The organism is Marinomonas pollencensis (assembly GCF_003387375.1).
GTDB lineage: Bacteria > Pseudomonadota > Gammaproteobacteria > Pseudomonadales > Marinomonadaceae > Marinomonas > Marinomonas pollencensis.
The window spans coordinates 127,544-153,349 of the sequence record NZ_QUNG01000002.1; the positions used below are offsets into that span (position 1 = coordinate 127,544).

At 44.0% G+C, this 25,806-nt stretch carries 26 protein-coding genes; 24 read left to right on the forward strand and 2 right to left on the reverse strand.

Features of this window, described 5'->3' with window-relative positions:
- Nucleotides 1-192: 192 nt before the first annotated feature.
- From DFP81_RS03500 to DFP81_RS03515, 4 genes are read left to right on the forward strand one after another with little or no spacing between them, the layout of a single operon-like run.
- Nucleotides 193-747 carry a carboxymuconolactone decarboxylase family protein gene (locus DFP81_RS03500; RefSeq protein WP_059021365.1) on the forward strand — a complete coding sequence of 185 codons (555 nt, stop codon included), beginning with the start codon at nucleotides 193-195 and terminating at the stop codon, nucleotides 745-747.
- Between the two features lie 54 nt (nucleotides 748-801).
- Nucleotides 802-1,602, forward strand: coding sequence for an SDR family NAD(P)-dependent oxidoreductase (locus DFP81_RS03505; protein ID WP_059021367.1), 801 nt, complete (start codon nucleotides 802-804; stop codon nucleotides 1,600-1,602).
- A 60-nt stretch (nucleotides 1,603-1,662) separates the two neighbouring features.
- The gene (locus DFP81_RS03510; protein WP_220342802.1) at nucleotides 1,663-2,328 is read left to right on the forward strand and encodes a DsbA family oxidoreductase; all 666 of its coding nucleotides are present in this window, start codon (nucleotides 1,663-1,665) and stop codon (nucleotides 2,326-2,328) included.
- Nucleotides 2,321-3,130, forward strand: coding sequence for a peroxiredoxin family protein (locus DFP81_RS03515; RefSeq protein WP_181903032.1), 810 nt, complete (start codon nucleotides 2,321-2,323; stop codon nucleotides 3,128-3,130). The genes DFP81_RS03510 and DFP81_RS03515 overlap by 8 nt, the downstream gene beginning before the upstream one ends.
- Here DFP81_RS03515 and DFP81_RS03520 read toward each other — a convergent pair.
- Complete coding sequence (locus tag DFP81_RS03520) at nucleotides 3,127-4,044, reverse strand: LysR family transcriptional regulator (RefSeq protein ID WP_115896387.1); 918 nt, start codon at nucleotides 4,042-4,044, stop codon at nucleotides 3,127-3,129. The genes DFP81_RS03515 and DFP81_RS03520 overlap by 4 nt on opposite strands.
- 138 nt (nucleotides 4,045-4,182) lie before the next feature.
- Here DFP81_RS03520 and DFP81_RS03525 point away from each other — a divergent pair, with 138 nt between their 5' ends.
- Nucleotides 4,183-4,425, forward strand: a complete 243-nt coding sequence (locus tag DFP81_RS03525; RefSeq protein WP_115896388.1) for a DUF2798 domain-containing protein — start codon at nucleotides 4,183-4,185, stop codon at nucleotides 4,423-4,425.
- 39 nt (nucleotides 4,426-4,464) lie between these two features.
- Entirely contained in the window at nucleotides 4,465-4,968 is a 504-nt protein-coding gene (locus DFP81_RS03530; RefSeq protein WP_059021375.1) for a hypothetical protein, read from the forward strand.
- Between the two features lie 275 nt (nucleotides 4,969-5,243).
- Here DFP81_RS03530 and DFP81_RS03535 read toward each other — a convergent pair whose 3' ends face one another.
- The gene (locus tag DFP81_RS03535) at nucleotides 5,244-5,846 is read right to left on the reverse strand and encodes a hypothetical protein (RefSeq protein ID WP_004249374.1); all 603 of its coding nucleotides are present in this window, start codon (nucleotides 5,844-5,846) and stop codon (nucleotides 5,244-5,246) included.
- Between the two features lie 367 nt (nucleotides 5,847-6,213).
- On the opposite strand from DFP81_RS03535, the gene DFP81_RS03540 reads away from it, so the two are divergent.
- The 18 genes from DFP81_RS03540 to DFP81_RS03620 all read left to right on the forward strand — a co-directional run bounded on the left by DFP81_RS03540 (nucleotide 6,214) and on the right by DFP81_RS03620 (nucleotide 25,806).
- On the forward strand, nucleotides 6,214-6,540 hold the full coding sequence (locus DFP81_RS03540; protein WP_115896389.1) for a plasmid-related protein: 327 nt from the start codon (nucleotides 6,214-6,216) through the stop codon (nucleotides 6,538-6,540).
- Nucleotides 6,541-6,555: 15 nt separating this feature from the next.
- Nucleotides 6,556-6,975, forward strand: a complete 420-nt coding sequence (locus DFP81_RS03545) for a single-stranded DNA-binding protein (RefSeq protein WP_115896390.1) — start codon at nucleotides 6,556-6,558, stop codon at nucleotides 6,973-6,975.
- A gap of 79 nt (nucleotides 6,976-7,054) precedes the next feature.
- Nucleotides 7,055-7,873, forward strand: a complete 819-nt coding sequence (gene bet / locus DFP81_RS03550) for a phage recombination protein Bet (RefSeq protein ID WP_014703121.1) — start codon at nucleotides 7,055-7,057, stop codon at nucleotides 7,871-7,873.
- Between the two features lie 81 nt (nucleotides 7,874-7,954).
- Complete coding sequence (locus DFP81_RS18180; RefSeq protein ID WP_000167275.1) at nucleotides 7,955-8,098, forward strand: hypothetical protein; 144 nt, start codon at nucleotides 7,955-7,957, stop codon at nucleotides 8,096-8,098.
- 60 nt (nucleotides 8,099-8,158) lie between these two features.
- Entirely contained in the window at nucleotides 8,159-9,175 is a 1,017-nt protein-coding gene (locus DFP81_RS03555) for a YqaJ viral recombinase family nuclease (RefSeq protein WP_115896391.1), read from the forward strand.
- Between the two features lie 209 nt (nucleotides 9,176-9,384).
- Nucleotides 9,385-10,344, forward strand: coding sequence for an AAA family ATPase (locus tag DFP81_RS03560; RefSeq protein ID WP_115896392.1), 960 nt, complete (start codon nucleotides 9,385-9,387; stop codon nucleotides 10,342-10,344).
- Complete coding sequence (locus tag DFP81_RS03565; RefSeq protein WP_115896393.1) at nucleotides 10,344-11,111, forward strand: hypothetical protein; 768 nt, start codon at nucleotides 10,344-10,346, stop codon at nucleotides 11,109-11,111. Before DFP81_RS03560 ends, DFP81_RS03565 begins: the two co-directional genes overlap by 1 nt.
- A gap of 99 nt (nucleotides 11,112-11,210) precedes the next feature.
- The gene (locus tag DFP81_RS03570) at nucleotides 11,211-12,164 is read left to right on the forward strand and encodes a DUF3150 domain-containing protein (protein ID WP_115896394.1); all 954 of its coding nucleotides are present in this window, start codon (nucleotides 11,211-11,213) and stop codon (nucleotides 12,162-12,164) included.
- A 61-nt stretch (nucleotides 12,165-12,225) separates the two neighbouring features.
- Nucleotides 12,226-12,666: a hypothetical protein gene (locus DFP81_RS03575; RefSeq protein WP_115896395.1), complete on the forward strand. Its 441-nt coding sequence runs from the start codon at nucleotides 12,226-12,228 to the stop codon at nucleotides 12,664-12,666.
- A 69-nt stretch (nucleotides 12,667-12,735) separates the two neighbouring features.
- Nucleotides 12,736-14,391: a VWA domain-containing protein gene (locus DFP81_RS03580; RefSeq protein WP_115896396.1), complete on the forward strand. Its 1,656-nt coding sequence runs from the start codon at nucleotides 12,736-12,738 to the stop codon at nucleotides 14,389-14,391.
- A gap of 82 nt (nucleotides 14,392-14,473) precedes the next feature.
- Nucleotides 14,474-14,971 (forward strand): RadC family protein, encoded by a 498-nt coding sequence (gene radC, locus DFP81_RS03585; RefSeq protein ID WP_115896397.1) that lies wholly within the window; start codon nucleotides 14,474-14,476, stop codon nucleotides 14,969-14,971.
- On the forward strand, nucleotides 14,971-15,312 hold the full coding sequence (locus DFP81_RS03590) for a plasmid-related protein (RefSeq protein ID WP_115896398.1): 342 nt from the start codon (nucleotides 14,971-14,973) through the stop codon (nucleotides 15,310-15,312). Before radC ends, DFP81_RS03590 begins: the two co-directional genes overlap by 1 nt.
- A gap of 90 nt (nucleotides 15,313-15,402) precedes the next feature.
- Nucleotides 15,403-16,470, forward strand: coding sequence for a DUF7146 domain-containing protein (locus DFP81_RS03595; RefSeq protein WP_115896399.1), 1,068 nt, complete (start codon nucleotides 15,403-15,405; stop codon nucleotides 16,468-16,470).
- Nucleotides 16,471-16,559: 89 nt separating this feature from the next.
- On the forward strand, nucleotides 16,560-17,267 hold the full coding sequence (locus DFP81_RS03600) for a hypothetical protein (RefSeq protein WP_115896400.1): 708 nt from the start codon (nucleotides 16,560-16,562) through the stop codon (nucleotides 17,265-17,267).
- Nucleotides 17,268-17,626: 359 nt separating this feature from the next.
- Nucleotides 17,627-21,541 (forward strand): N-6 DNA methylase, encoded by a 3,915-nt coding sequence (locus tag DFP81_RS03605; protein ID WP_115896401.1) that lies wholly within the window; start codon nucleotides 17,627-17,629, stop codon nucleotides 21,539-21,541.
- Nucleotides 21,531-23,108, forward strand: coding sequence for a Cdc6/Cdc18 family protein (locus DFP81_RS03610; protein ID WP_115896679.1), 1,578 nt, complete (start codon nucleotides 21,531-21,533; stop codon nucleotides 23,106-23,108). Before DFP81_RS03605 ends, DFP81_RS03610 begins: the two co-directional genes overlap by 11 nt.
- 362 nt (nucleotides 23,109-23,470) lie before the next feature.
- Nucleotides 23,471-24,421, forward strand: a complete 951-nt coding sequence (locus tag DFP81_RS03615; protein WP_115896402.1) for a thioredoxin family protein — start codon at nucleotides 23,471-23,473, stop codon at nucleotides 24,419-24,421.
- Nucleotides 24,418-25,806 carry a conjugal transfer protein TraH gene (locus DFP81_RS03620; protein ID WP_115896403.1) on the forward strand — a complete coding sequence of 463 codons (1,389 nt, stop codon included), beginning with the start codon at nucleotides 24,418-24,420 and terminating at the stop codon, nucleotides 25,804-25,806. Before DFP81_RS03615 ends, DFP81_RS03620 begins: the two co-directional genes overlap by 4 nt.

Consider the following 25,806-nt stretch of genomic DNA (forward strand, 5'->3'; position numbering starts at 1 on the left):
AGAAGAAAAAATTAAACTTAATAAAATCATAAGCATAATCGCCAATTAGCAATTTTGAACGATCGCTCAAATAAATGCTTGAACGATCGTTCAGGTTTAAGTATAGTTCTCCTCATCGACAGGGAATACAGCTTCCCACAATGGGGATAACAATAGATGTCCCTTTATCTTAAAAAGATTGGAGTATACAAAATGAGCAAATTTACCTTTCACACAGTAGAAACAGCACCAGAAAAAAGTAAACCAATGTTAGAAGGCGCGGTTAAGCAAATGGGCGCTGTACCGGGTTTATATGCTGTCATGGCTGAGTCTCCTGAAACCTTGAAAGCGTACCAACAGCTTCACCAGTTATTCATGAGCACTTCATTTGATGCCGAAGAGTTAACGGTAGTGTGGCAAACCATCAATGTTGAGCACGAATGTACTTTCTGCGTACCTGCACATACGGCAATTGCACACTCTATGAAAGTCGATCCTGCATTAACCGAAGCACTGCGTAACGAAGAAGCCATGCCAACAGCAAAACTTCAGGCATTGCATGACTTTACCTTAGCAATGGTGCGTGAGCGCGGTAACGTGTCTGACCAACAAATGGACACCTTTTTTGCCGCAGGTTACGGCCAGCAGCAAGTGCTTGAGATTATCCTAGGTCTATCGCAAAAGGTGATCAGCAACTACACCAACCACGTAGCCAAAACACCTGCTGGCCCAATGTTTGAAAAATTTGCTTGGTCTAAAAAAGCATAATCAATTCGGTATCTCAGCTTAATTTAAATCTGGCTTAGCCAGTGGAGTATTTATATGTCTTTTAACTTTAAACAAAAATATGGCGGTTGGGCATTGGTCACAGGTGCTACCTCTGGGATCGGCGAACAAATGGCGCAACAGTTAGCCGAAGACGGCATGAATATTGTTTTGGTGGCTCGTCGCGAACAAGAGTTAAAGGAATATGCTCAAACACTAGCAAGTCAGTATTCGGTTGAGACAGACGTGATTGTGGCGGATCTGTCGACGCAAGATGGTGTTGATAAGATCAAAGCTACTGAACATGACATTGGATTAATTGCTTTGTCTGCTGGTCTTGAAACCAATGGTGCTTTTGAAAAGTTGGATTTAGATGCCGAGCGTCGCTTGTTGCATGTGAATGTGAATTCGGTGATGGAGTTAAGCCACCACTTTAGTAACACCATGATCGCTCGAGGAAAAGGCGGTATTTTGTTGGTTGCGAGTATGTTTGGCCAAATGGCATCCCCTTATTTTTCAACCTATGCTGGCTCTAAATCGTTTGTGATTAATTTTGGTCAATCGCTTTATGCAGAACTTAAATCTAAGGGGGTTGATGTGAGTGTCTTGTCACCGGGGTTAACCAAAACACCGATGGCGGTGAGCACTGGCGTAAACTGGAAAAAAGTCCCTATGGCAGCAAGAGCGCCAGAGAAAGTGGCAAAAGTTGGTTTGCAAGGTGTTGGTAAACGTGTACTGACCGTACCGGGCCTGCGTAACAACATCATGGCATTTATGGCGGATTTAACGCCCCGTAAGATAATGGCACTTTCAATGCAAAAAATCTTGAACGGTGCACTGGATGCTAAGCGCCTATAAACCTGTTAAATCTTAAGTTTTAAAGGCTTGCGTGTTGCAAGCTTTTTTTATTGGAATTGAATGATGAACAATAGAATAAAACTCGACATTATTTCTGATGTAGTTTGCCCTTGGTGTATTGTAGGTTATAAGCACCTTGAAACTGCCATCGAAGAATTAGGCATCAAAGATCGAATAGATATTGAATGGCAGCCCTTTGAATTGAATCCTGATATGACTGAAAAAGGTGAAAACCTTCGTGATCACGTAGCCCGCAAGTATGGGTCATCACGTGAAGATAGCGACAGAGCACGTGAAAACATAACGAAACAGGGGGCGCAATACGGTTTTAAGTTTGATTACTTTGAAGATATGAAAATGGTCAACACGCTTAATGCCCACGTGTTATTAGATCATGCCAAACCATTGGGTTTGCAACATCAGCTAAAAATGCGCCTATTTTCAGCATTTTTTACTGAGCACAAAGATGTATCTAACCGTGAAGTCTTGCTTAATGAGGCAGAAGCGGTAGGTATTGAGAGAAAGCCCGCTGAGCTTGCTTTGGATAATCCACAGCTCAAACGTGAGATCCAAGAAATTGAATCTCAGTGGCACCAAATGGGCATCAGTGGTGTACCAACAGTAGTATTTAACCGAGAGAGTGCACTTACCGGTGCTCACCCTCAAGAGTCTTTCAAACAAGCTTTGCAACAGCTAGTGGCTGAGAATGGTAGAGCAGATGATTGATATCTATATTTCGTTAGTGGCGGCATTGAGCACTATAGCAGGAGCGTTCAGTTACTTCTCCAAAGTGAAAAATCGTCAAACACCGAAGATGCCCCTGCTTTTTATTATGAGCCTTATTGTTGGGTCAGTATTCGGTGTAGCAGCTTTATATGTAACGGCTCAATCCCCGTCTTGGAGCACGATTGTGGTCATATTGCTCGCAACTATGCCTGTCATGATGAGTGCGGTGTTCTATAAAACCTTTAAAGAGTCAAAATCACCCCTTGGAGATATTCAAGTTCAGGTCGGAGATAAGGTGTTACCTTTTGCTGCAACAAGGGAAAATGGTAGTGAATTTACCCATGAGGAACTAAAAGGCCAGCGTATATTGTTGAAGTTTTTTAGAGGCTCTTGGTGCCCATATTGCAGTATGGAGCTTAAAATGTTTGAGGAAATGAAGCCTATCTTTGACCGTTTTAATGTCAAAATTGTGGCTTTATCTAACGATGAAGTCGCTGCTGCTCAGAAACATCAACAACGTGACCACTTAACCCACGAAATTCTGTCTGATCCCGACTTGAAGGTGATAAAAAAGTATGGTGTAGAACATCATAAAGCACTCGGTGGTGATGGCGTATCAAGTATGACTTTATTTGGGTTACCCTTTCCGACCAAAATGAAGTACAAACCCATGGCGATACCCACATCTATCTTAATCGATGAGTATGGTGTCATACAGTGGATTGACCAAGCGGAAGATGTTCGGTTGCGGGCGAGTGAAGAGAAGTTACTGGCTGCCCTTAACGCCTCTTTTGCTAATTAACTGAACATATCTTGCCACAATGACTCCGCATTGTGGCTCATGCTATCAAAGATGAGATCTCTAAATGCGACCACGCGTGAGGCGATCATCTTTCTATCTGTCCATACCAAATACGCTGTGCCTTTTGGGCACTCAACGCCGGGTAATACCGGCTCCAGTTTATCCTGTGAAGCTAGGTGCTCTAGTGCCACTTTTGGCATCAAACAAATCCCCGCACCGCCTATCGCTGCTTGAATATTCAACCTTAAGCTATTAATCGAGTATTTGGGTTTTATTGGTATTTTGATTGTCTCAAGGTTCTCTTTTAGTAACCAGTAAGGGAAATTGTTACCGGCCAATACATTGTGTTCGAGTAAATCTCTCGCCCTTTCTGGCTTACCTCTTTGGGCTAAATAGCTTTTTGAAGCAGCTAATGCCAATTCAGTTTCAAATAGTTTACGTTGTACCAAGTGAGAGTCTGTCGCTGACATAGTGACAATTGCTAAATCGATTTGTTCAGAAATGAACGCTTCAGCATCGGATGCAAAATGGACATGAATATTCACTTTAGGGTGCAGGGTCATAAACTCCAAAGCAAGCTTTTGTAAGAAAAAATCAGCAAAGGGTTCTGGGCACGATATATGAATATCTCCAGTGAGTACTCCTTGAGCATTTGAAAGGCTTAGCCATTGTTGGTCAAGTCCATGAAACAAGCTTGAGAACTTGTTATATATCTCTTCACCAGCATTGGTCAGCTGGAATTTTTTGGAATCCCGGTGAAGCAGTTTCTCATTGAGCTGCCCTTCCAAATTCGACACCGAACGCGACACGGTAGGGGCTGAGGTGTTGGCTTTTACACTCGCTGCTGCAAAGCCTCCACATTCAACAGAGAGGCAGAACCAATAGAGGTTTGTCATGTTTTTTGTACTGATCATCGCGATTACTCTCTTAACCAAGAGTACATAAATGTACTTTTAAAAAACACTATTGTCTATTTTTGAATTCATTGTATCTGCGTATACTTCCCTTATCGAACGGCCTAACGGCCTAAAAAATACTGGATGAAAATGACAATGAAAAAATTCGACCGCAAATATCAATACCCACTCATGATGTCTATGGTACTGCCAACAATGCTTCTTGGTATGTCAGGCATTATGGCGTTCCGCAATCTTCCTGTAGGCGCTGACTTTTTCTCTGCATGGGGAGGAGCAATTGCTCAAGTTGTGCCTCCAGCGTTATTGCTGCTTGCAGTTGTTGCACCGATTGTGCGCTTGTTTGTCACCAAGGTACTTCTTAAGCCAGAACAAGCTTAACCCAATTGCTTTCTTTAAATTAACGTTACTTTGGAGTACATGATGAACCAACAAATATTATTAGAAGCGACAATGATTGGTACAATGTTTCTCATTACTGCTGGCTATTTTATCCGATCTAAAGAAAGTGCGAGTAAAAAAGCAATAAACTTCGTTACAGCACTACTTGGTGGCTTTATGGTGATGGCAGGAACTGCCAAATTTTTCTTACCCTTCGCTGATATCTTTGCTGCGCAAATTGAGCTAAGTGGTTTGCCGTTCCCTGTTTTGTCAAAGTTTGCAGGGCAAATGGGTGAGATTTTTGCTGGAGCCCTGTTCTTACTTGTTCTGACGGAAGGTAAACTCATCTCATCTAAAGTTGCAGATGTAATCATTAACCTAGCAACGCTACTTACGGTGGTTATTATGAGCGTAGCAGTTTATGTACACCTGTCGCCAAATGTGCCAGCTGAAGTATTACCGTTGCAATCTAAACCACCGGTGCTGACTTTAATTGTGATGCTTGTCGCTTTGGGGTTGTGGTGGAGAAAAAAGAAAGCGTAAATTTGATTGATAGTAATTGTAGGGCTCTTTTCATTGTCTGATACAGAGAACACTAGTCAGTATAAGAGCCGCTACTTAGTTTGGGACGGGTATGTCATAAATTGGTAAATTTGCCTGTGATTAAGGTATTGAACAATACCTCAGTTAATCCGACAACTGCTAAATTAGCAAAACCTATAACTCACTCCTGTCCAAAACTGTGTTACAAAGTCCACAACACCAAATTTTGAAGAGCCCCTTCCAGAGGGGCTGTGTGATGGTGGGAGCCTAGCTGGCTAGTTGGAGGGAGTATCTGTTTCCTCTTCAGTGATATCGTCATCGGTTGAAGGCACCGCTTGCTCAACTTCTGCTTCTTTACCCTTAGCTTGGGCTGATTTTCGTGCTCGAATTTCGATATCAATAATGCGTCGTGCAAGTTTGATAATGCGCTGTTGCCATGCGTAGTTGCCATCAACACGTTGCTTGTTACTAAGCACGCTAGATAACCAGAGTGTGTCCATTGAGATCATCAACGCATCGAGCTTGCGAACTAAGCCGACAAACTGGCCAACCTGAGGCGAGCTAATTTTAGCGTTGAAGGTAATCGGGTCGGTGTAGTCAGGTACTTCATCGATGCCGTTGGACTCCATCAATTTGTCCAAACGAGCTTGTTCGCTGTCTACCGCCTTAGCGCAATCCTCGATCAACTGGCTAATGATTTGTTCCACTTCATCAATTTCGTTCTCATCGCCAATGATGCGCAGGATGACATCGATTCCGTAAAGCGCACTGACCGTCCGTCTAAAAACACGGTCAACGACACGTTGCGCTTGTAAGCTGTTAATTGTGAATGATTGTTCAAAGATGGGTTTTGAGTAATTGGGTTTTGCTTGGGCCATAAGTTTGCTCCTGATATGACAATAATCAGTCCCTAGCCTAATCCTCTGTGAGGTAATGGCCTTTCAGCTAGGTGGAAGAATTGAGCATCTTTCTGACTATCCTGTCTGGATAAGACGGTTACACTGACTATCAAATATTGCTGATCTGCTTCAGTGATATCTGCGCCTGAGAGCATGAGCTCAAAGGAAGCCCGCCGCTGAGTATTCTCAGTGGTACTAAGAGGTAGCTAGCCTCCTTAAACAAATAGCCTGCATGTTTTTACATGCTCAACCATGCGTTCCTTGCGGTTCGCCTTTTCACCACCCAACTGGGGGAGTTTTCCCCAGTAGGGGGTGACTCCTTCACAACCTAATTAAGGAGTCACCAATGGAATATATCTTCGGATTTATTATCCAAGTCGCAGGCATTATGTTGCTTGCAAAACTGAGCTGGTCGCTTTTGCGATTGGTTGCTCGTCAAAGCGTGCGCCCGTTTCGATTTGTACTTACTCAAATCAAGCGATTGCTCACACAAACACCAAAACGTCGTCCAATGGCAGTGCCTAAAGCTCCTGGTATGCCCCGTTTGACATCTGCGTTTTACAAAGAGCCACATCAGTACGACATGGCTTTACTCGAAATACCAACCTATCTGCGCCGTCAGTCTTCTTTGCCCAGCCGGGTAGAAACGACTGTGTGCACAGAGTTCAACTAAGACGAGGAGAACATCATGAAAAACCAAGTAACACTCATAGGCTACGTTGGCTCTGAGCCAGAGACGCGAGCCTATCCATCAGGTGATTTGGTGACCAGCATTTCACTGGCCACTTCTGAGAAATGGCGCGACCGTCAATCCAATGAGCTCAAAGAGCATACGGAATGGCATCGGGTTGTTTTTCGAGATCGTGGTGGATTTAAGTTAGGGCTAAGAGCAAAAGATTTGATCCAAAAAGGAGCGAAGCTTTTTGTTCAAGGTCCTCAGCGCACGCGCTCATGGGAGAAAGATGGTATTAAGCATCGATTGACCGAAGTGGACGCGGACGAGTTTCTGCTTCTTGATAGTGTGAACAAAGCATCTGATCCATCAGCGGCGGATGATGCGGGCCCCCAAACTAATTGGGCACAAACATATCCTGAACCAGATTTTTAACTGAGCAAAAACCCTTTAACCCAGCCGGGAGTACTTTCCCGTCAGGGGCAGACTCCCACTTTGATTGTCGGAGTCCAAAATGGAAAAACCAAAGCTAATCCAACGCTTTGCTGAGCGCTTTAGTGTCGATCCAAACAAACTGTTCGATACCCTAAAAGCAACAGCATTCAAGCAACGTGACGGTAGTGCACCGACCAATGAGCAGATGATGGCGCTCTTGGTGGTTGCAGATCAGTACGGCTTGAACCCTTTCACCAAAGAGATTTTTGCGTTCCCTGATAAACAAGCTGGAATTATTCCAGTGGTAGGTGTCGATGGATGGTCTCGCATCATCAATCAACACGACCAGTTTGATGGCATGGAGTTCAAGACTTCAGAAACCAAAGTCTCACTGGATGGCGCGAAAGAATGCCCGGAATGGATGGAATGCATTATCTATCGGCGCGACCGTTCACACCCAGTCAAAATCACTGAGTACCTGGATGAAGTCTATCGACCGCCTTTTGAAGGTAACGGCAAAAATGGCCCTTACCGTGTGGATGGTCCATGGCAGACGCACACTAAGCGAATGCTAAGGCATAAATCCATGATCCAGTGTTCCCGCATTGCGTTTGGCTTTGTGGGAATTTTCGATCAAGACGAAGCGGAGCGAATTATCGAAGGCCAAGCAACACACGTTGTTGAGCCATCTGTGATTCCACCCGAGCAAGTTGATGATCGAACCCGAGGGCTTGTTTACAAGCTTATCGAGCGGGCGGAAGCTTCAAACGCTTGGAATAGTGCATTGGAATATGCCAATGAACATTTTCAAGGTGTTGAACTGACGTTTGCGAAACAAGAAATATTTAATGCACAGCAACAAGCAGCCAAAGCGCTCACACAGCCTTTAGCTTCTTAGCGCCACGCATTCATTTTACGAACCCTGGCGGGATTATTCTCCCGTCAGGGGGAAGGTCTCGTCTTTTTTTGGAGATCTTCCATGACTAAATCAGCCTCACTTTTTCGCTTGGTATTGGTTGTTGCCCTTGTCGTAGGTTCGATTCAAGCCGGTAAAGCGGCAATTGATTCGGTTCAAGCAAGTGTTGTTCAGCACCAAACAGCGTTAGCACAAGCTGCAAAGTAACCACTTAACCCTGAAGGGGAGTTCTCTCCTTCGGGGGAGTCTCCCCTCAAAGGAGGCAATATGAAGGTTATCGACCTATCACAGCGTACTCCTGCATGGCACCAGTGGCGCAGTGCAGGGGTTACGGCATCTGAAGCCCCAATTATTATGGGGCGTTCACCCTACAAAACACCTTGGCGATTATGGGCAGAAAAAACCGGATTCGTATTACCGGAAGACCTGTCGAATAATCCAAATGTGCTTCGCGGTATAAGGTTGGAGCCTCAAGCAAGGCGAGCATTTGAGAATGCGCATAATGACTTTCTTCTGCCGTTATGTGCAGAAGCCGATCATAACGCAATCTTTCGAGCCAGCTTTGATGGCATCAACGATGCGGGCGAACCCGTTGAACTGAAATGTCCTTGCCAGTCAGTTTTTGAGGATGTGCAAGCTCACCGAGAACAAAGCGAGGCGTACCAGTTGTATTGGGTGCAAGTACAGCATCAAATACTGGTCGCCAATAGCACGCGAGGTTGGTTGGTTTTCTATTTTGAGGATCAACTGATTGAGTTTGAAATACAACGAGACGCGGCGTTCTTAACTGAGTTGCAAGAAACAGCGCTTCAGTTTTGGGAGTTAGTACAGACCAAAAAAGAACCGTCAAAATGCCCTGAGCAAGATTGTTTTGTTCCCAAGGGTGAAGCCCAATACCGTTGGACATCGCTGTCTCGACAGTATTGCTCAGCACATGCCGAAGTGGTCCGACTGGAAAATCACATTAAATCTTTGAAAGAGGAAATGCGAGACGCTCAGTCAAAATTGGTCGCCATGATGGGTAACTACGCTCATGCCGACTATGCTGGGGTCAAACTCAGCCGCTACATGATGGCGGGCACGGTGGACTATAAGCAATTGGCCACCGATAAATTAGGCGAGCTGGATGAACAGGTTTTAGCCGCTTACCGAAAAGCGCCACAAGAGCGGTTGCGTATCAGCACCAATAAGCCAGAACAGCCCGTTGAAACACCAATCAAAATCAGCCTTGAGCAAGAGAACTTGGTTCTGCCAGGTGACTCACCGAGCTCATTTTACTTTTAACGTTCACTTGGAGCCGATGTCGGCTCCTTTCTCATGCGCTTACATCGAGTGCATCAGAAAGCAGTTTCACTCGTAGCCAATGCTGGGTACGAATGATAGAGCGAGCTGAACTCTTACATACACAGCCATACCACAATCTACACACCACCCGACGGGGACTTCATTCCCTGTTGGGGCATGGGGCCTCGTTAAAACTGATGAGGTTTACCATGACTGAACAATCCCCATTTTTGGTTCAAGTGAATCAAGCGTTTAATGTCCCGGCTCCTGATGCTTTCGTTCTGGAAGGATTTAGTGCCGACACTACCCATCCAAACATTCCCGTTCGCAAGGACGAGTATGTTTTTAGAAAAGAAGACTTACGTGACGTCTTGGCGTTCTTGTCTAACCCAGACAGTGACGGTTTGTATATTACAGGCCCCACGGGATGCGGAAAGACCTCGCTAATTTGCCAAGTTGCTTCTCGATTGAATTGGCCTGTTCAGCAAATTACGGCGCACGGTCGATTGGAGTTGTCCGATCTTATCGGTCACCACACGCTGGTTAATGGCAACATGACCTTTGTGTATGGACCACTGGCACTGGCTGTCAAGCATGGCCATTTGCTGATCATTAATGAAATGGATCTTGCTGAGCCTGCTGAACTGGCTGGGCTCAATGACATTTTGGAAGGTGCCCCGTTGGTCATCGCACAAAATGGCGGTGAGATCATCATGCCACATGCCAAGTTTCGTTTTATCGCTACCGGCAACAGTGCGGGCAGCGGTGACCAAACGGGCTTGTATCAAGGCGTGCTTCAACAGAATTTGGCTTTTCTTGATCGCTTTAGAATCATCGAAGCGACCTATGCAGAGCCATCTGTAGAGGAAGCCATTCTGGAGAACGTTGCGCCGGGCTTGCCAGAAGTCTTTCGCCAAAAAATGGTGAAAGTGGCTGGTGACATTCGTCGTCTTTTTATTGGCGGCGCGGATGGCGGTGCTGAGCTTAGTATCACCATGTCCACAAGGACCTTGGTGCGCTGGGCAAAGTTAACACTTGCTTTCAAAGGAGCTCCTAACGCAGTGGAGTATGCTCTGGTTCGGTCTTTGACGGCTCGTGCTGAGTTGGAGCAACGAGAAGCCATTCACCGTATTGCCGCTGATGTCTTCGGTGACCACTGGGAGGATTGATGATGGAAAAGTGCTTTGCTCTTTACCGTTACAGTCATTCTGATGGGACAGCCAAAGAATGGGCTATTTACGTTGGAGCAGATAACCAGGAGGTTGAAGTTCGGTTTGGAAAAGCAGGTCAATTGTCGCAGCAGCGATTGATTGACTCGACTGATCCTAACGCAGAAGCAGACCGAAGAATCAATGAGAAAATCAACAAGGGTTATCGATTTGTTGGACAAGTCGGCATTGATCATCAAGGGCGGCCATTTGAACTATCAAATGCGCTTGATAGCGTCGCGTGCGCCAATAACGTCAGTTGGGAGTTTCGTACTCGCAAGGACGTCAATGGCCAAATCTCGCTGGCGCAAAAAGCGTTGTTCGATATGGCAAAGCTGCTTGAAGCCTATGGCTTGGCTGTTATTGATGATAACCAAGTCAGGATTGGAGAATGGTCATTAGGGTTTTGCAAAAGCGGATTACCTAGTACCAATCAAATTAGCATGGTGTCAGGTGAGGGCGCTGGCATTGTTAACAATGATGATGGCCCGTGGCCATTATTGCTGTTAATGGCCTTTAAGCGTCAATTACCACCACTGTGTTCGCTCACAGTAGCGAGTCCTGAAGGGATAGAAGTATCCGACCAACTGAAGTTGGAAAAAGATGTATTGCGGTTGCTAGGAAGTGATTTAGAGCGGGTTCGCCCGATAGCTGAAGCACTGGACTTAATGCCTGTGAAAATCGATCTCAACCAATCGTCGCCTGATTCGCAAAATTACTATTTTTGATAGTGGTATTGCCATTAGCGCGTCAACTACTACCACCCAAACGGGGGACCATTGCTCCTGTTGGGAGTGGTGCGTCCCCATCTTACATGAGGATGCACTATGAGTATTCAAACCCTCGACAAACTTTTGATTTGTCACATCGACTGTTCCATCTGGAGCGGAAGAAAAAAACTAAGGCCTGAAGATTTCAGATTAGCCAATGGCAGCCAACTTCCACCGAAGGATGTTGCCAGCTTAGGGAGTAAAAAAATTTGCGACCCAGAGGCATTGGCGAACTTTGAAAGGCTTAAGAAAGAAGCGCAGCGCTTGTGTGAGCAAGTCGGTGTGCGGTTTTTAGGTGGCTATGCCGTCCCTGAAGACCGAATTGATCAGATTGTTCCAGAGCTTGATCGGATCGGTCAAGAGTTTGCGCAGTGCAAGCAGTTGTTCTTGGACAACTATGATCAGGTGACTTTTGACTGGGTTGCAAAACACCCGGAATTTGCAGATGCAATCCGGCGTGCGCTGTCACCCATCGAAGACGTGGAACAACGGCTTCAGTTCGATTATGCCATCTATCGAATGCAACCGGCTGAACAAGCTGGTGGCTTAGATGACAAGGTCAATGGCATGGGACACACCCTCTTTAGGGAGGTTGCTCGTGATGCTAATGAACTGTTTGAGCGTTCCGTTGCAGGTAAGAATCAAATCAGCCAGCGAGCCCTTAATCCTCTCAAGCGATTAAGAGACAAGTTGGATGGTTTGTCATTCCTAGATCATAGAGTTCAGCCGATGGTTGAAGCGATGGACAATTTATTTGTTCGTCTGCCGAAGACCGGCCCTGTGACAGACAATCTCTATCACGAACTGATGGCGACCATTTTAATTTTGTCTGATTCAGACAAGATGAGAATGCACGGTGAAGGTCAATTGGATATAAGACAACTGATGCCCAAACCTGAACCTAAACCCGCACAGTCGGTATCTGCTCAGGCAAATAACTTAAGTGCAATACCACAACCAACCGTCAGACCAAACCTTGGTTCGACTGTACCAAACTCATTTTATTTCTAACGTCCTTGAGGGCATGTTGCCCTTAAGGGCGCATGTCCTCTGAACTATGTAAGAGGAAATTATGCAATCAACCATCCATAACCCCAGCCAACTGAACCAGTTTGAAGCACATTTTCGTGGTGTGACTGATGCGGTTGAAAGTGAATCGATACCAGAAGTGGCGTGTTGTCGAACGTTAGTACAACGGTCGTACCCAACACATAGTGTCGTGATCCCCAAGAACCCTGTTTTGATCGCAGATGCGGACGAACAAGGAGCTTGGGTAACGGCCATGGTATTTGTTCCAAACATAGCATTGCAACAAACCGCTCATGAGCGGGCCTGGCTGCAATATCAACACGAGGTGTCTACTCAGTTACAAGACCAGTACGGTCTGACATTGGATGACATCCTGAGTTTAGACCAGCTTAAAACGTCATTTGAGCAGCACGAGAGTCCAGCTCAATTGGTGGCTTGGTTAGGTCAAAAATACGACCTGGATAAGCTAAAAGCACAGGTTTAAACACTTACATTACCAGCGGGGAAACGCTCCCGCTGAGGGAGTATTCCCCCTAATGATTAGGAGACTCCCATGAATCATCCATTAAAAAACGCACTGCCAATCGTTGCCGCCGCTTATGGCGAAAAGTTTGGTGTGAAGGTGCTTATTCAAGGACAAGATGCGTTTACCGATGGTGAGCGGATTGTGATCCCAACAGCAAACCCAGACGACCCACACTATCAACAGATAGCTTGGGGTTATCTGGCTCATGAAGCGGCGCATATTCGCCATACTAATTTTGACATGGTGCAGAAGGCGTCGTCCAAACCGATCCGTAAGGCACTTCTCAATATCATTGAGGACGTTCGCATTGAAAACGAATTGGCAAAGGATTATCCAGGAACACGGCGCAGTATTTCGCAAGTGATTGAGTACATGGTGGACACACAGCAAATGTGTGTACCTGAACAGCTTGAGCCTGCATCTAACTTGCAAGCATGGTTGTTGTTCCGCTTGAGATGCCATTTTCTGGGCCAGAAAGCGCTGACGCCTCTGTATCAAACAGTTGATGAAAGAGGGAGACAACTCTTTCCTGCCGCAGCTATGAGCCGGTTAAGCGCCATGCTGACAGCAGTGCCTAGCCTGGCGTCTACAGGTGAAGTACTAAAACTTGTCGATGCCATCGTTGCCATGTTGGAAGAAGAATCTCGCCCACCACAGGATGAGTCGGATGCTGATTGCGGTAATGACATTGGACAAGATGCGAGTAATGACAGCAATAACAGTTGTGGTAGTCAAACCCCAGAAACAGACTCGTCTGCAACGGGGGATTTTGCTGAAACGGGTGATTCAGATAACTCTGATCAAGCTGACAATTTGCGACAAGCCTTAGAGGCCAGTGCCGCTCAGTTTGAACCCGATACCTTCGCACAAGTGGCAGAAGTGTTGTCGGAACAAGCTGAAGGACATCAGGGTGTCACTCCACTCAGTTTGCCCCAAGCAGAGCAAGCTATGTTGGGTGATGAGGCCATCTTGACCTTATCGGCGTCTGAGTCGGCTCAAATTCGAGCCCGACTTAGAGGTATGGTTCAGTCCAGTCAGGACAATCGGAATCATGCCAAACGGAACGGTCTTCGAGTTGCAACCCATCGTCTTGCCGCTTCCCAAGCAGGTGAGTCGAGATTGTTTATTCAAAGACAGCCGCGCATTGCGCCTAATGCTGCTGTGCACTTGCTTGTCGATATATCGGGCTCAATGGGTAAACCCATTGGCGAAGGTAATCGCAAGTACTTTCATGTTGCCAATGAAGCTGCTTTGGCTTTGGCCATGGCATTGGAAGGTATACCAGGTGTTGTACCTGCGGTCAGTTATTTTCCTGGTATTCATCAGGAAGTTTCTATCGCGTTATTGCCCAAGCAATCGGTTCGACATCGGGCCGCCTGTTTTGACCAAAAACCACGAGGTTGTACGCCTATGGCACAAGCTATGTGGTTTGCGGCAAACAGTTTGTTGGCACAAAAACAGAAGCGAAAGCTAATGATAGTGCTAACGGATGGTGACCCAGATGATTGGGCTGCCACGCATGACATTGTTGACCGGTGCAGACGAAGTGGCTTTGAGCTACTGGGAATAGGGATTCAAACACGCAGTGTTGAGAGATTCTTTCCTCAAAGCATCGTGATTAACGACGTCAAAGATCTTAAATGTGAGTTATTCGAAGTAACACAACAACTGTTAATTCAATAACCACATCAACTTTACCACCCTGCGGGGACGATTCCGTCCCCGCAGGGTATGGCTTCGTCTCCGCTTTTTTTTGGAGACTCCTATGAAAAACAAAAAGTTCTTAGCTGGCGAAGAAGCCGGTACTTATATCGTTCCTGAGCAAGTGACTGAAGCGGATATCTTAGATATGGCGCTCAAGCTTGCCCGTGGTCGATTGAGTAAAGGTCGAAAAATTGAACAGCCATCGTCGGCGTTCTCATACCTGCAAACACTGATGCACGAGTATGAGCACGAAGTCTTTGGTGTGCTGTTTCTTGATACAAAGCATCGCGTTATTCGATTTGAAGAGCTGTTCAAAGGCACTTTAGATGCAGCGAGCGTGTATCCAAGGGAAGTAACAAAGCGAGCGCTAGAACTTAATGCGGCAGCAGTGATACTGGTTCATAACCATCCATCGGGTGATCCTGCCCCCAGTGAAGCTGATAAACGCATCACTCATCGACTCCGTGACGCCTTGTCACTTGTTGATATTCGAACGCTTGACCATGTCGTAGTCGCATCCGAGGGCTGCGTTTCGCTTGCCGAACGCGGTTATCTTTGATGAATGGGCGCATTGCCCATTCTCCTTCATCACAAAAGCAGTCCTATCAACACACGTCATCACAGCTCGAATTTCTATTTGAGTTTGATGATGCCCCAGTCACTTGGTCTGACACGGAAATCTGGCAGTTACGCGAAGGCATTATTTTGGATGCGATCCGTGTATTGCTGGACGGTCGTGTCAGTACTCGATTGCGAAAGGATGTGTTGTCGTGGATTCAAAATGACGAATTAACGCCATTTTGCTTTCGTGTTTGCGCAATGGCTGCGGTTGTCGATCCTGATGTGCTTCGTGATTCCATCATGTGGCTATTAAGACGACATGGTATCCGGCTTGACTAACGCTCCTGCATTAACCGAACGGCTAATGCAGGACCTAAGCTGACTTTTACCTCCTGTGGTAGGAGTCGGCATTTTACTTAAGGAGGTTATATGGCGTTACCTTTACAAATTGACACAGTAAGGCCATATCTCAATGGCCAATGGCTTCAAGTCTTGGCGGCATTGGTGCCAGAACTTGATGCAGCTATTGCTCGAAAAGGCCGTCATGTGGCTTGCCCTGTTCATGGCGGTCGTGATGGCTTTAGGCTGTTCAAAGATGCTGAATATACCGGTGGTGGCGTTTGTAATACCTGCGGTATCTTTCATGATGGCTTTGAACTGTTGTCTTGGATTAATGGATGGAACTTTGCTCAGTCTATTGAAGCAATCGGCCAAGTTCTAGGTATTCAACCCGGACAAGTACCAACTCGGGCAGTACCGAGTAACGCTGTTGACTGGAAGACTAAAAAGCAGGACGAGGACAAAGCGATTATCCATCGCTTAAATCAAACCTGGGGAGAAACGTTATCGCTTGCAGATACTCGTGCGCAACCAGTTTGGAACTACATGCATCGTCGTGGCATTGTTACCCGGCTCCGTCCTGAATGGGATTCGGTGCTGAGGTTTCATCCAAACTTGCCTTACCATGATGAAGATGGCCTGTTTATTGATAGCTACCCAGCGCTGCTAGGTAAAATCGTTACTCAGCAAGGGCGTTCGGCCACGTTCCATCGGATCTACCTAAGTGAAGATGGATTCAAAGCACCGGTTGAAAAGCCTAAAAAGATGATGCCCATACCAAGTGACCGAACAATCACAGGTGGAGCCATTCCGATAGGTGAACCTGAAGAGGTATTAGGTGTTTCTGAAGGCATCGAAACAGCTTTAGCGGTTACCAGTGCAACGGGGCAAACATGTTGGTCGGTTGTGAATGCAACGCTACTGGCTAGGTTTGAACCACCAAGTAATGTGAAAATGCTGTACATCTGGGCAGACCTCGATCTCTCTGAGACCGGCCTGAATGCAGCGAATGAACTCAAGAAAAAAGCCTGGCAAAAAGGCATTCTGACACAAGTCCTGATCCCTCCGATACCAACGTCACTCGGCATGAAAAGTTGGGATTGGAATGATGTGCTGAATGTTTACGGTGCCATGGGCTTTCCGAAAGTTCATATGTGATCCAAGGGGCTTCGGCCCCTTTTTTTGCGCCTTGCATATTTGAAAAAACATGGAGAATGAAAAATAGATAACCAATAGGAGAAACAAACATGATGGTATTAACCCTGTTAACAAAGCAGATTGATGGTGAGTTTACTGTTTACTGGAAGACCGGCCTTCGAAGAGGTGGTGAGCTAAAGGTCGATTTAGGTGAGCAATACGACACGTTTCCTGAGCAGCGAAAGCCAATTGCAGCTGAGCTTTATGCTATTCATCACCTACTGTCAGTGAAAGAGGTGATGGGGAGTAACCGAAGCGGTAATGGGCTTCAAATCCGGGTCAGTAAAGGTGCTATCAAAAAGTTACAGAAACAACGCTCAACTCAGCATTCACTTTACAGCCTGACCAGGTTCTTGCTCACCCGTTACCAAGAAGCACAGATATCGGTAGAGAAACGGGAAGATTGGCTCTCATATTCCTTCGAAGAATACAGCGTCGATAATGTTTCAGTGAGAGACATCGATGAAGTCATCAATGTGCCAAATATTGGACCTGTCGTGGTGACTCGTCACGCGCTTGAAAGATTCGTGGAACGGCTTTCAGACGGCGTACCTAAGCATCCTTGGAAGGCTTTGTGCTCAAAGCTGCTATGTTCTGCGCTAACTAAAGCCCAATTGCCAGAAAGCGTCGCTATCCGAAAAGCAAAAAAATATGCTCAAGAGGCCGAGTTCTGGCAACATGTTGGTAGCAAAATGCACTTTGTTATGGTTCCGGGTGACTCAATGAAGACATTGGTTACGGTTTTTGCAGTAAAGTGAGCTAATGTAATATTCGCACATTATGAATATTACTTATGTGCCAAAAGCTGGCCTTCAGCGTAACTCGTTTCTGTCCCAAAGTTTGCTAGACGCCGAACTCTCTTTAAAACGTATGGCAATCTAGTTGACTAAATTTTAGTAATGCTACAGAGTGGTTAGTGTAATTATGGCGACTCAGTGCTAAAAAATATTGTCAGTTTTGAAGATTATGAAAGTAAATGAAGTTACATCGATTGATTAGATGTTGCTAGCAAAATATAAATGGTATTTTTAACTTAATGAATTAATTTTTTTGACTCATTTATTAATTGGTATTGAATATGAAGATTCTAGAATAGAAAACAGAAAGAGTATAAGTTTTGGATAGTAAAAAAATAATAAGTTCAGTTAAAAGAATCTTAGCACGCCTTCATTCTTTTGGTGTTAGTAGAGAAGATGTACGCAATTTATTAGTGCTTCTATTTCTTTTAAGATGGTTGCGTGATGAGATGAGTAGTTTTGCTGAATACAATGGTGAAAGCGAAAGTTTGAAGCTTGCCGATAGGTTGAACACATTATTTTCTTTAAACATCAGCTACCATGAAGTCTATCAACATGTTCGTGAAAGCCTAAGTTTACTTATAAACTCTGTAAAAGTTGAAGGGTTAAGTGAGCTCGATTTTTCGTCAAAGTACCAATTGTTCAAAAACGAAAGAGTCGTCATGGAGGCCCTTTATTGGTTTAACCAATGGGTAGAGCTTCGTTTAGACCGTAGAAAAGATATTTCACAATTGTTTGAGATATTATTACAGGAAACTAGAACTCCTCAAACAACACAATTCTCGTCGAGTAAGTTACTTTCACAACTGATAGTGGCTATTGCCGCCCCTAAAAGCGGAGAAAATATCTTAGATCCTTGCGCTGGTGAGGGTAATTTTCTAATAGCTGCTCATAACGCAATTGAAGCCGCCGACACGGACTTTTTGTCACAAACTTCTTTTACAGGATATGATTTGTCAGAAGACGCCATTCTCATTGCGATGGTGCGATTCTTTTTATCTGGTACGTTTAACTTTCATTTAAGTAAAAGAAGTGGTTTATATGATTTCTCTGGACGAGATCTCTATCCTAAATACGATGTTGTTTTGGCTCAGCCTCCTGTGGGGATTAAAAGAGAAGATTACCGTCATTTATGTTATGAAAAACAGTTCCCGGTTATCACCAATGATATTGTTGGAATGTTTATACAGCAGGCTGTATTTTCTTTAAAACCGGGTGGCAGAGCAATAATTGTAGTACCTGAAGGGGTACTTTTCGGTAAAAATAGATCGCAAATAGAGTTAAGACGATATTTGGTTGAATACGGTTATATAGAAGCTGTGATCAGAATACCACCAAAGACATTAATTGAAGATTCAGGAATCCGTGGAGCTTTACTGTTGTTAAGTAAAAGTAAGAAGCGAATTCGAAAAGTAAGATTCGCTGATCTTTCTTCTTTTTTTCAACGCGATAGTAATAAATCATCTCAGGTTCTTCCTAAAATTTTGGTAGAGAAAATACTGGAAAGGTTGTTTTGTGATGATTTGCCTGAAACCATTCCTTTACCTCCGGGTGTGAAAGAGGAAACTCCGGGTTCAGGGGCTTCAACTCGCGCCTTTTGGGATGTATCTGTCGAAGAAATCGCAACCAATGATTGGGACTTAAACCCTGTTCGTAAGGAAGATGATGCGTTAACTCTCTTGCTAACCGACTTTAGAAAATTGATGGGAGATGAAGTTAAAGTTGAAAACTTATCTAAAGTTGCACAAATAAATGCAGGAAAGTCAGTTAGAAGCTCGGAACAAACTGATATAGAAAATCCATATGGTTATATCCGTATTCGAGATATTGAAAATTTTAAAATACAGAAGTTCACTACTTGGCTACAGGAAGATTTAGCTCGCGCCTACTCCGGTAACCGATTAAATAAAGGTAATATTCTAATATCGAAAACGGGCACTATAGGAAAGCTTGCGCTAGTTGATAATAATGGCGATGGAGCTTTTGCAGGTAATAATTTTTACATTTTACGAATAAACTCAGCAAAAATTTTACCTGAATACTTACTTTATTATTTATCTACTTCATTTTGTCAGGATTGGCTAGATAGCAGAAAAAGAGGTGCGATTCAGCAACACATAAATACCGACGTAATAAAAACGTTACCCATCTTGCTGCCGTCAATAGAAATGCAGAAGCGAGCCGCAGCACAGTATGAACAGCATGGAACAGATGTAATTGCGTTTTTAAAAGAAAACAGTCAACAGTCTGACGAAAAGGCTGTGGAGCATCTAGTTGATGTTATGGAAACGGAGGTAGTTAAGAAAATAGTTGGTAATGATACAAGTATTGAAAAGTCTGCCAACTTGTTGAGTGAGATCTCTTTAAAAGCGTTGAACATTGACGGAGTAGTGGATGAACTAAATTCACAGCAAAAAAGTTGGTATTTAGGTGTCTTGAATATATTACGTGTTCTTAAGGACATTAACAAAATCCCTCCGGGTCCTGTTTTATTAAATATATTTCGCGATGCAAGTGACCAAGTAGTTCAACTACGTGAGGTAACCGCCGGAAATTACAATATAGAGGATAGGTTGCTCCGGGTTTTTGCTTATATTCAAGGATGGATAGTTAGATGCATCGACATGGTATTAGCTAATGTCAGCATTGTAGTGTCGTCATCAGTTAAGGAGCTAGAGAAGAATTCCGATGTGGAGTTTTCTATTTCACTAAATAACCAAGGCTACCTTCCTTTGAAAAACGTAGTGGTAGAAACATCGCCCAATTTTGGAGGTAGTGCTAATTATTACTTGGCCGATAACACATCGATGGAAGTTTCACTCTCATGCAAGACTACAGATTCTGATAAGACTAGTTTTACCGTAATTTGGCGAGCTGAAACCCTTGCAGGTAAACAAGTGAGCGGAAGCTCTGAGCTTGCAATAAAACTGACGCAACTTAGTGAAGAATTTAAGTCTTTTGAAACTGCTAGTAACCCATATGTAACTGGTAGCCCTCTTGAGCCTGAGAATGGCGCACTGGTCTTTTACGGTAGAGAGACATTTATTCAGCAAGTGGTTCGTCAAATTGAAAGTAACGGAAACGTTATTTTATTAGAGGGCAACCGTAGAGCTGGTAAAACGTCAATTTTAAAACATTTAGAGGGCACTAAAACTATACCAAATTGGCTGGTTGTATACTCAAGCCTACAGGGAGCAGAAGGTGCATCAGATAAAGTCGGTGTTCCTACTGTAGAAGTTTTTCGTGAAATGGCACGGTCGATCGCTTCTGCTATTACAAAAACGGGCGTTGATATTCCATTACCTGATGGAAAAATAATATTAGCTGGAAAACCAGCACTTGGAATTGCAAGGTCATGTAAAACTGGTATAAGTGATGATGCACCATTTATTGATTTCAGGGATTATTTGGAAGTTTTACTATCTGTGTTAGAAGAGAAACAACTCGGTATAGTTTTAATGCTAGATGAGTTCGATAAGCTTCAAGAAGGCATCGATAATGGCGTTACTTCTCCTCAACTTCCTGAAAATATTCGGTATCTAATTCAAAATTACTCAAGGTTTTCGGCTATTTTAACAGGTTCACGAAGATTGAAGAGACTGCGCGAAGAGTATTGGTCAGCATTATATGGTCTAGGTACGAACCTAACGGTAAGCTCTCTGGATCAGGCTAGCGCTGAAAAAGTTGTCATAGAGCCAGTCAAAGAATACATAGCATACTCTGATGAAGCGATAGAGTTGATTCTGAGTTTAACCACGAGACAACCTTATCTTATTCAAAAAATATGTAATCGTATTTTTGATTATGCTGTTAGGAATACTGAGCACTCAATCAAAACTAATGATGTAAATCACATTGCAGGTGAATTAATTGTAGCTGACGAACACTTTGCTAGTTTATGGGATTACGCACGCCTTGGGCCTACTAGTGGGGGCTATAGAAGACAAGTTTTGTTATGCATATTATCTAGCAATTTTGATAATAAACCATTGTGCACTTTTGGAATGCTGCAAGAATATTTAGTGCAAAATGGTGTCGATGTTAAGGACGATGATTTAGAAGCTGATATTGCTTACTTAAGAGAATTAGAACTAGTTAATTTTTTTGGAGAAGACGGCTCTGGTTATTACGCGATTGAAGTGCCGTTGATGGCTAAGTGGATCAGTTATCATCAAGATAGCGAAGTAGTATTAAAAAAAGCGCTTAATGAAGAGGGAACTACAAATGATAAATAGAAAATTTCCAATTACTGGTAATGAATCTAAGCTAATTGGGCGATCAAATATTCTTAATGAAATATTCACAGCGATTACTAAACCTGTGCCAGATCACATTCAAGTTGTTGGTCCTAGATACTCAGGTAAAACAGTGGTATTGGAAAAATTAAAGGAAATCGTTATATCAGAAGGCGGTACAGAGTATTCGTGTGTGCTCCTATGGGATCTTGGTCATAGTACACCGAAAAACGATTCAGAGTTTTTGAGTCAGTTTGCTAGCAATTTATCTGAAGCTATAAAGGATAAATTTCCTGATTATTCAGAACATTTAAAATCATCGAAAGACACTTTTCAGCAAGATATAGCTGAAGTCTTAGAAGTACTAAATGATGAAACCAAAATTCTTGTGATTTTTGATGGTTTTGACAAAGCTTTATCCAGTGACAAGTTAACAAGAAATTTATGGGACCAATTACGAGAGTTAGCGCAGAATAAATCATTAACACTCATCACGGCTAGCAGAAAGTCTCTTAGGGAGTTGATTCGAAACCCTGATGCACAAACGAGTGATTTTTGGAATATATTCTTATCGACACCAATACGTATAGATTGCTTTGATGAAAATGAGATTGCTGACATATTAACCAATTACTGTCAGGTTGGGTTTGAGAAGGGGGCGTTAACTGAATTGTATAACGCAACAAATGGAACTCCAGTAGTATTGCTAGAAGTATTGAATTACCTATTATATGGACATGATGGAAATAATATTACTAACGCATTAGTACAAGAAGCAGTGTCATGTTCATTTGAATCAAATCAAAATTTTATAGATGACCTTTGGCACGATTGCTTGCCAGCCACACAAGATACTATTAGGTTATTAGTCGAAGGGTCAGAGATTCATGGAGTTAGTCAAACCGATAAAATTAGTATTGAGGAAAAAGGGTTTGCAAGAGTTAGTGGCAATAAATTAACTAAACCGAGTCGTTTGTTACAGATTTTTCTAGGTGGCTTAGCGAATGAAAAAGGCGCGATAGACAGGCTTTTCCAAAATGAAGACGTATTTGCTCAGAATTTTAATAATGTCATATCTAAGAGACTCGCACATATACCCAACATAGACACTGACTTGATGAGGTATTTACAAACAAACTTAGAACATTTACCGAATCACCCTAGTATATGTTTGGAAGGTATGAGGGGACTTATCAATAAATGTTTTGATATTATCTGGAATGCCGAGTTTGGAGGAAAAACAGTTCCAGATGGACACTTCGATATATGGAGATATCATAGAGAAAGCGAACGACTGCAAGATTTTAAAACCAGTTTCCCGCAAGGTGGTAAACGACTTTTTTTGTTAAAAGTTCTTACGACACCAGAATGCTCAAATCCTCTTGCAAAAGTTGTTTCCCAATCAACTTATGTTGCAATTAACGCTCTGTATCCATTTGGTGACTTTGGGCAACATCAAGAAGGCGAAAAAATGAACCTTCACATGGTTTATTCATCTATGTTACTTGCTATTGAACTAGTTGCGTCTTTGGAAAATGATTTAGCTAAAAGCAAAGACGGAGTTTAGTTTTAGGATGATCAGGTCGGTATGACGATGTTGTTTCAACAGAGCTTGCTGCACGGCTTTAACATCAACATCTTCATAATTCTTTTGTAATGAACTACATAGGCCTATCAACGTTAAGAGAACACCCACGTTTGATAGTTTTATCTGGTGTGACATTACTAATGTAAAACATATACCAAAGAAGGTGGTTGCAATATTTGGGTTCGCAACCCAGAAAACCATATATTTGACTCAATAACGTTAGCAGTTATTACTAGTCATAACTGCTAGTCAGAAACACTCATTATCTCTTCATCTATCTGGCCATTCGCTCTAACGGGGATCTTTAGCATGTTAGCTCTGTGAAATTTCTGGAGCTGACAATGAGAACGCCTTTGTTACCTTGGTTCATCCTATGGGTGACCATCCCAATCATTATTTTCTTTCTATTCATCTTGCCCGCCCATGCTAGTGATGGGCCATTCTATCAGCGTGGTCAGGAAGGCTGGTTTTGGTATCAGGTCATTCCTGAACCAGCGGAGGCTGAAGAGCTTATAAAGCAGGAATTTGGTTCCGTTAAGCCCAGTCAGGACGAGCTAAAGCCCTTCAGTGCTGCATGGTTTCGTGAGCACATGCAGTCGTTCATGGACAAGGCAATTGATGAGCCGACCACTGAGAACGTCAGAGCCTATCTTTACCTTCAGCGCGTCATGATGGATAAGGGGTCACAGTTTGCTGATGTTAGTCAGCAGGTGGTCATGGGCGATCCAGTTTTGGATGAAATCAGTCGCAGACCCTTGGCGACCTATGCTGCCAATCGGATGGACCGAGAAGCTGGCGCTCAACGTGATGTAGCTTTAGGTCAAGTAGCAAAGCGAGCAGGCTTGTTCTTCTTCTATCGTTCGGATTGCCCTTATTGCCACGCTCAAGCACCTATCATCGAATCAATGGCTTTGAACTACGGTTTCGAGGTGTTTGCTATTGCTGTCGATGGCTTGCCTTTACCTGGTGGAGAATTTCCTAATTACAGAGTCGATTCAGGACAAGCTAAATCCTTGTCCGTTACGACTGTCCCAGCTGTGTTTTTAGTTGATCCGCCTAACGTAATTACTCCGATTGGCCAAGGTGCAATGAGTCTTGATGAACTCAATAATCGAATCATTCTCGCAGCCCATCAAGCAGGTTGGATTGACGATCAAACTTACTATGCCACCAGACCTGTTCAACCCGGTGTATCTCTCGCGATGTCAGCTCAAGAGCTTAACGAGAAAATATTACAGGACCCTGAGTTCCTTGTTCGCTATCTGCGTGCACAAGGAGAGTTAGAACGATGAAAAAAGTATTCCAAGTATCGCTAATCGCCTGTGCAATTGGTTTTTCGTCTATGAGCCAAGCAAGTTTGCAACAGGAGATGAACCAGTTGTTTGGTTCAATGACCAATGCCACTGCGCCTGGTGTATTTGAAAGTCAACGACGTGGTGTTATATCTGGCGGAAGTGTTGTTGTCCGTAACAGAATCATGAACGAGAACCTCGTCTCTATGGTGCCTCCGTCATTCCAAGCAGGTTGTGGCGGCATTGATATGTTCGCGGGAAGTTTGTCATTTGTTAACGCGGATCAGTTTGTTCAATTACTTCGCTCTGTAGCAGCAAACGCCAAGGGGTATGCATTCCAATTGGCGTTAAGTGCTATGTGTGAGAAATGTTCCCAGCACATGGAGACACTGCAAAAGAAAATCCAGCAGTTGAACGAGTATTTTGGCAATTCCTGTCAAATGGCTCAGGGAGTCGTGAACGATACTCTGGCCGCCTTTGGGAAGAAGGGGCAAACAGAAGCCAGCATGTTGAGCTCACTTAAAGGGGCTGGAGACATTTTTACCAGTTGGAGTGAGTCCAACGGTAAGAACCCTTATGAGAACGCTTCAAGTGTCGCAACATCTGATGTGAACAAAACGATTAAAGGCAACTTGGTTTGGCGAGCACTGAAACGTCACTCAGCATCAAGCTGGTTTGCATCGGGGGATGACCGTTTTCTTGAAGCGGTTATGTCGGTGACGGGCTCGATCATCGTTGGTGATTTAGCGAATGCGGCTGATGGTCAAGGTAAAGCCCCAAAACTGACCAAACTGAATGGCAATAAAGTGACTATTGAGCATCTAATTCATGGCGGTAATGTCGCTATGTACCGATGTGACACAGTGACACAAGACGGCTGTCTAAATCCGACAATCACTAACGTGACCCTAACCGGGTTATCAACTCAGGTCGAAAATTTACTTCTTGGTACAGGTTCTAGTAACGGCATTATTTTTAAGTTTGCTCGAAATACAGGGGCTGCTAGCACCACCGAAAAGGCTTTTATGACCTCTGCTCCTGCAAGCATTGGCGGCATGATTCGAACACTTTCTGCATTAAATGAAGGGGCTGCTAGGTCGTTTGCTTCAAGAGCTGCGCCATTTATTGCTGTTGAGATGGCCCGAGCATTGGTTGAAGACATGCTCAATGCTGCCAGAAGCACCTCTGGTGTGGAAGATCATGCCTATGCGAAGTTATTAACGGAAGACCTTGAACGTGCACGTCGCCAAATCAATGAGGAGTACGCCGCGTTGCAGCGAAGATACGGCTCAGAGCAAGAATTACTGGCGCATTTTAATCAGGTGATTCAGACCATTCGCAAACAGCGTTATTACACCGTTAAATCTACGGCGCTGGGGGAATAG

Excerpts from the sequence above, each read along its gene's own strand:
- DFP81_RS03555 (WP_115896391.1), top strand. The coding sequence starts at position 8,159 with ATGAAGGTTATCGACCTATCACAGCGTACTCCTGCATGGCACCAGTGG.
- DFP81_RS03615 (WP_115896402.1), top strand. The coding sequence starts at position 23,471 with ATGAGAACGCCTTTGTTACCTTGGTTCATCCTATGGGTGACCATCCCA.
- radC (WP_115896397.1), top strand. The coding sequence starts at position 14,474 with ATGAAAAACAAAAAGTTCTTAGCTGGCGAAGAAGCCGGTACTTATATC.
- DFP81_RS03525 (WP_115896388.1), top strand. The coding sequence starts at position 4,183 with ATGAAAAAATTCGACCGCAAATATCAATACCCACTCATGATGTCTATG.
- DFP81_RS03545 (WP_115896390.1), top strand. The coding sequence starts at position 6,556 with ATGAAAAACCAAGTAACACTCATAGGCTACGTTGGCTCTGAGCCAGAG.
- DFP81_RS03580 (WP_115896396.1), top strand. The coding sequence starts at position 12,736 with ATGAATCATCCATTAAAAAACGCACTGCCAATCGTTGCCGCCGCTTAT.
- DFP81_RS03560 (WP_115896392.1), top strand. The coding sequence starts at position 9,385 with ATGACTGAACAATCCCCATTTTTGGTTCAAGTGAATCAAGCGTTTAAT.
- DFP81_RS03610 (WP_115896679.1), top strand. The coding sequence starts at position 21,531 with ATGATAAATAGAAAATTTCCAATTACTGGTAATGAATCTAAGCTAATT.
- bet (WP_014703121.1), top strand. The coding sequence starts at position 7,055 with ATGGAAAAACCAAAGCTAATCCAACGCTTTGCTGAGCGCTTTAGTGTC.
- DFP81_RS03520 (WP_115896387.1), bottom strand. The coding sequence starts at position 4,044 with ATGATCAGTACAAAAAACATGACAAACCTCTATTGGTTCTGCCTCTCT.
- DFP81_RS03600 (WP_115896400.1), top strand. The coding sequence starts at position 16,560 with ATGATGGTATTAACCCTGTTAACAAAGCAGATTGATGGTGAGTTTACT.
- DFP81_RS03565 (WP_115896393.1), top strand. The coding sequence starts at position 10,344 with ATGATGGAAAAGTGCTTTGCTCTTTACCGTTACAGTCATTCTGATGGG.
- DFP81_RS03500 (WP_059021365.1), top strand. The coding sequence starts at position 193 with ATGAGCAAATTTACCTTTCACACAGTAGAAACAGCACCAGAAAAAAGT.
- DFP81_RS03515 (WP_181903032.1), top strand. The coding sequence starts at position 2,321 with ATGATTGATATCTATATTTCGTTAGTGGCGGCATTGAGCACTATAGCA.
- DFP81_RS03540 (WP_115896389.1), top strand. The coding sequence starts at position 6,214 with ATGGAATATATCTTCGGATTTATTATCCAAGTCGCAGGCATTATGTTG.
- DFP81_RS03530 (WP_059021375.1), top strand. The coding sequence starts at position 4,465 with ATGATGAACCAACAAATATTATTAGAAGCGACAATGATTGGTACAATG.
- DFP81_RS03575 (WP_115896395.1), top strand. The coding sequence starts at position 12,226 with ATGCAATCAACCATCCATAACCCCAGCCAACTGAACCAGTTTGAAGCA.
- DFP81_RS03620 (WP_115896403.1), top strand. The coding sequence starts at position 24,418 with ATGAAAAAAGTATTCCAAGTATCGCTAATCGCCTGTGCAATTGGTTTT.
- DFP81_RS03595 (WP_115896399.1), top strand. The coding sequence starts at position 15,403 with ATGGCGTTACCTTTACAAATTGACACAGTAAGGCCATATCTCAATGGC.
- DFP81_RS03590 (WP_115896398.1), top strand. The coding sequence starts at position 14,971 with ATGAATGGGCGCATTGCCCATTCTCCTTCATCACAAAAGCAGTCCTAT.
- DFP81_RS03510 (WP_220342802.1), top strand. The coding sequence starts at position 1,663 with ATGATGAACAATAGAATAAAACTCGACATTATTTCTGATGTAGTTTGC.
- DFP81_RS18180 (WP_000167275.1), top strand. The coding sequence starts at position 7,955 with ATGACTAAATCAGCCTCACTTTTTCGCTTGGTATTGGTTGTTGCCCTT.
- DFP81_RS03505 (WP_059021367.1), top strand. The coding sequence starts at position 802 with ATGTCTTTTAACTTTAAACAAAAATATGGCGGTTGGGCATTGGTCACA.
- DFP81_RS03535 (WP_004249374.1), bottom strand. The coding sequence starts at position 5,846 with ATGGCCCAAGCAAAACCCAATTACTCAAAACCCATCTTTGAACAATCA.
- DFP81_RS03570 (WP_115896394.1), top strand. The coding sequence starts at position 11,211 with ATGAGTATTCAAACCCTCGACAAACTTTTGATTTGTCACATCGACTGT.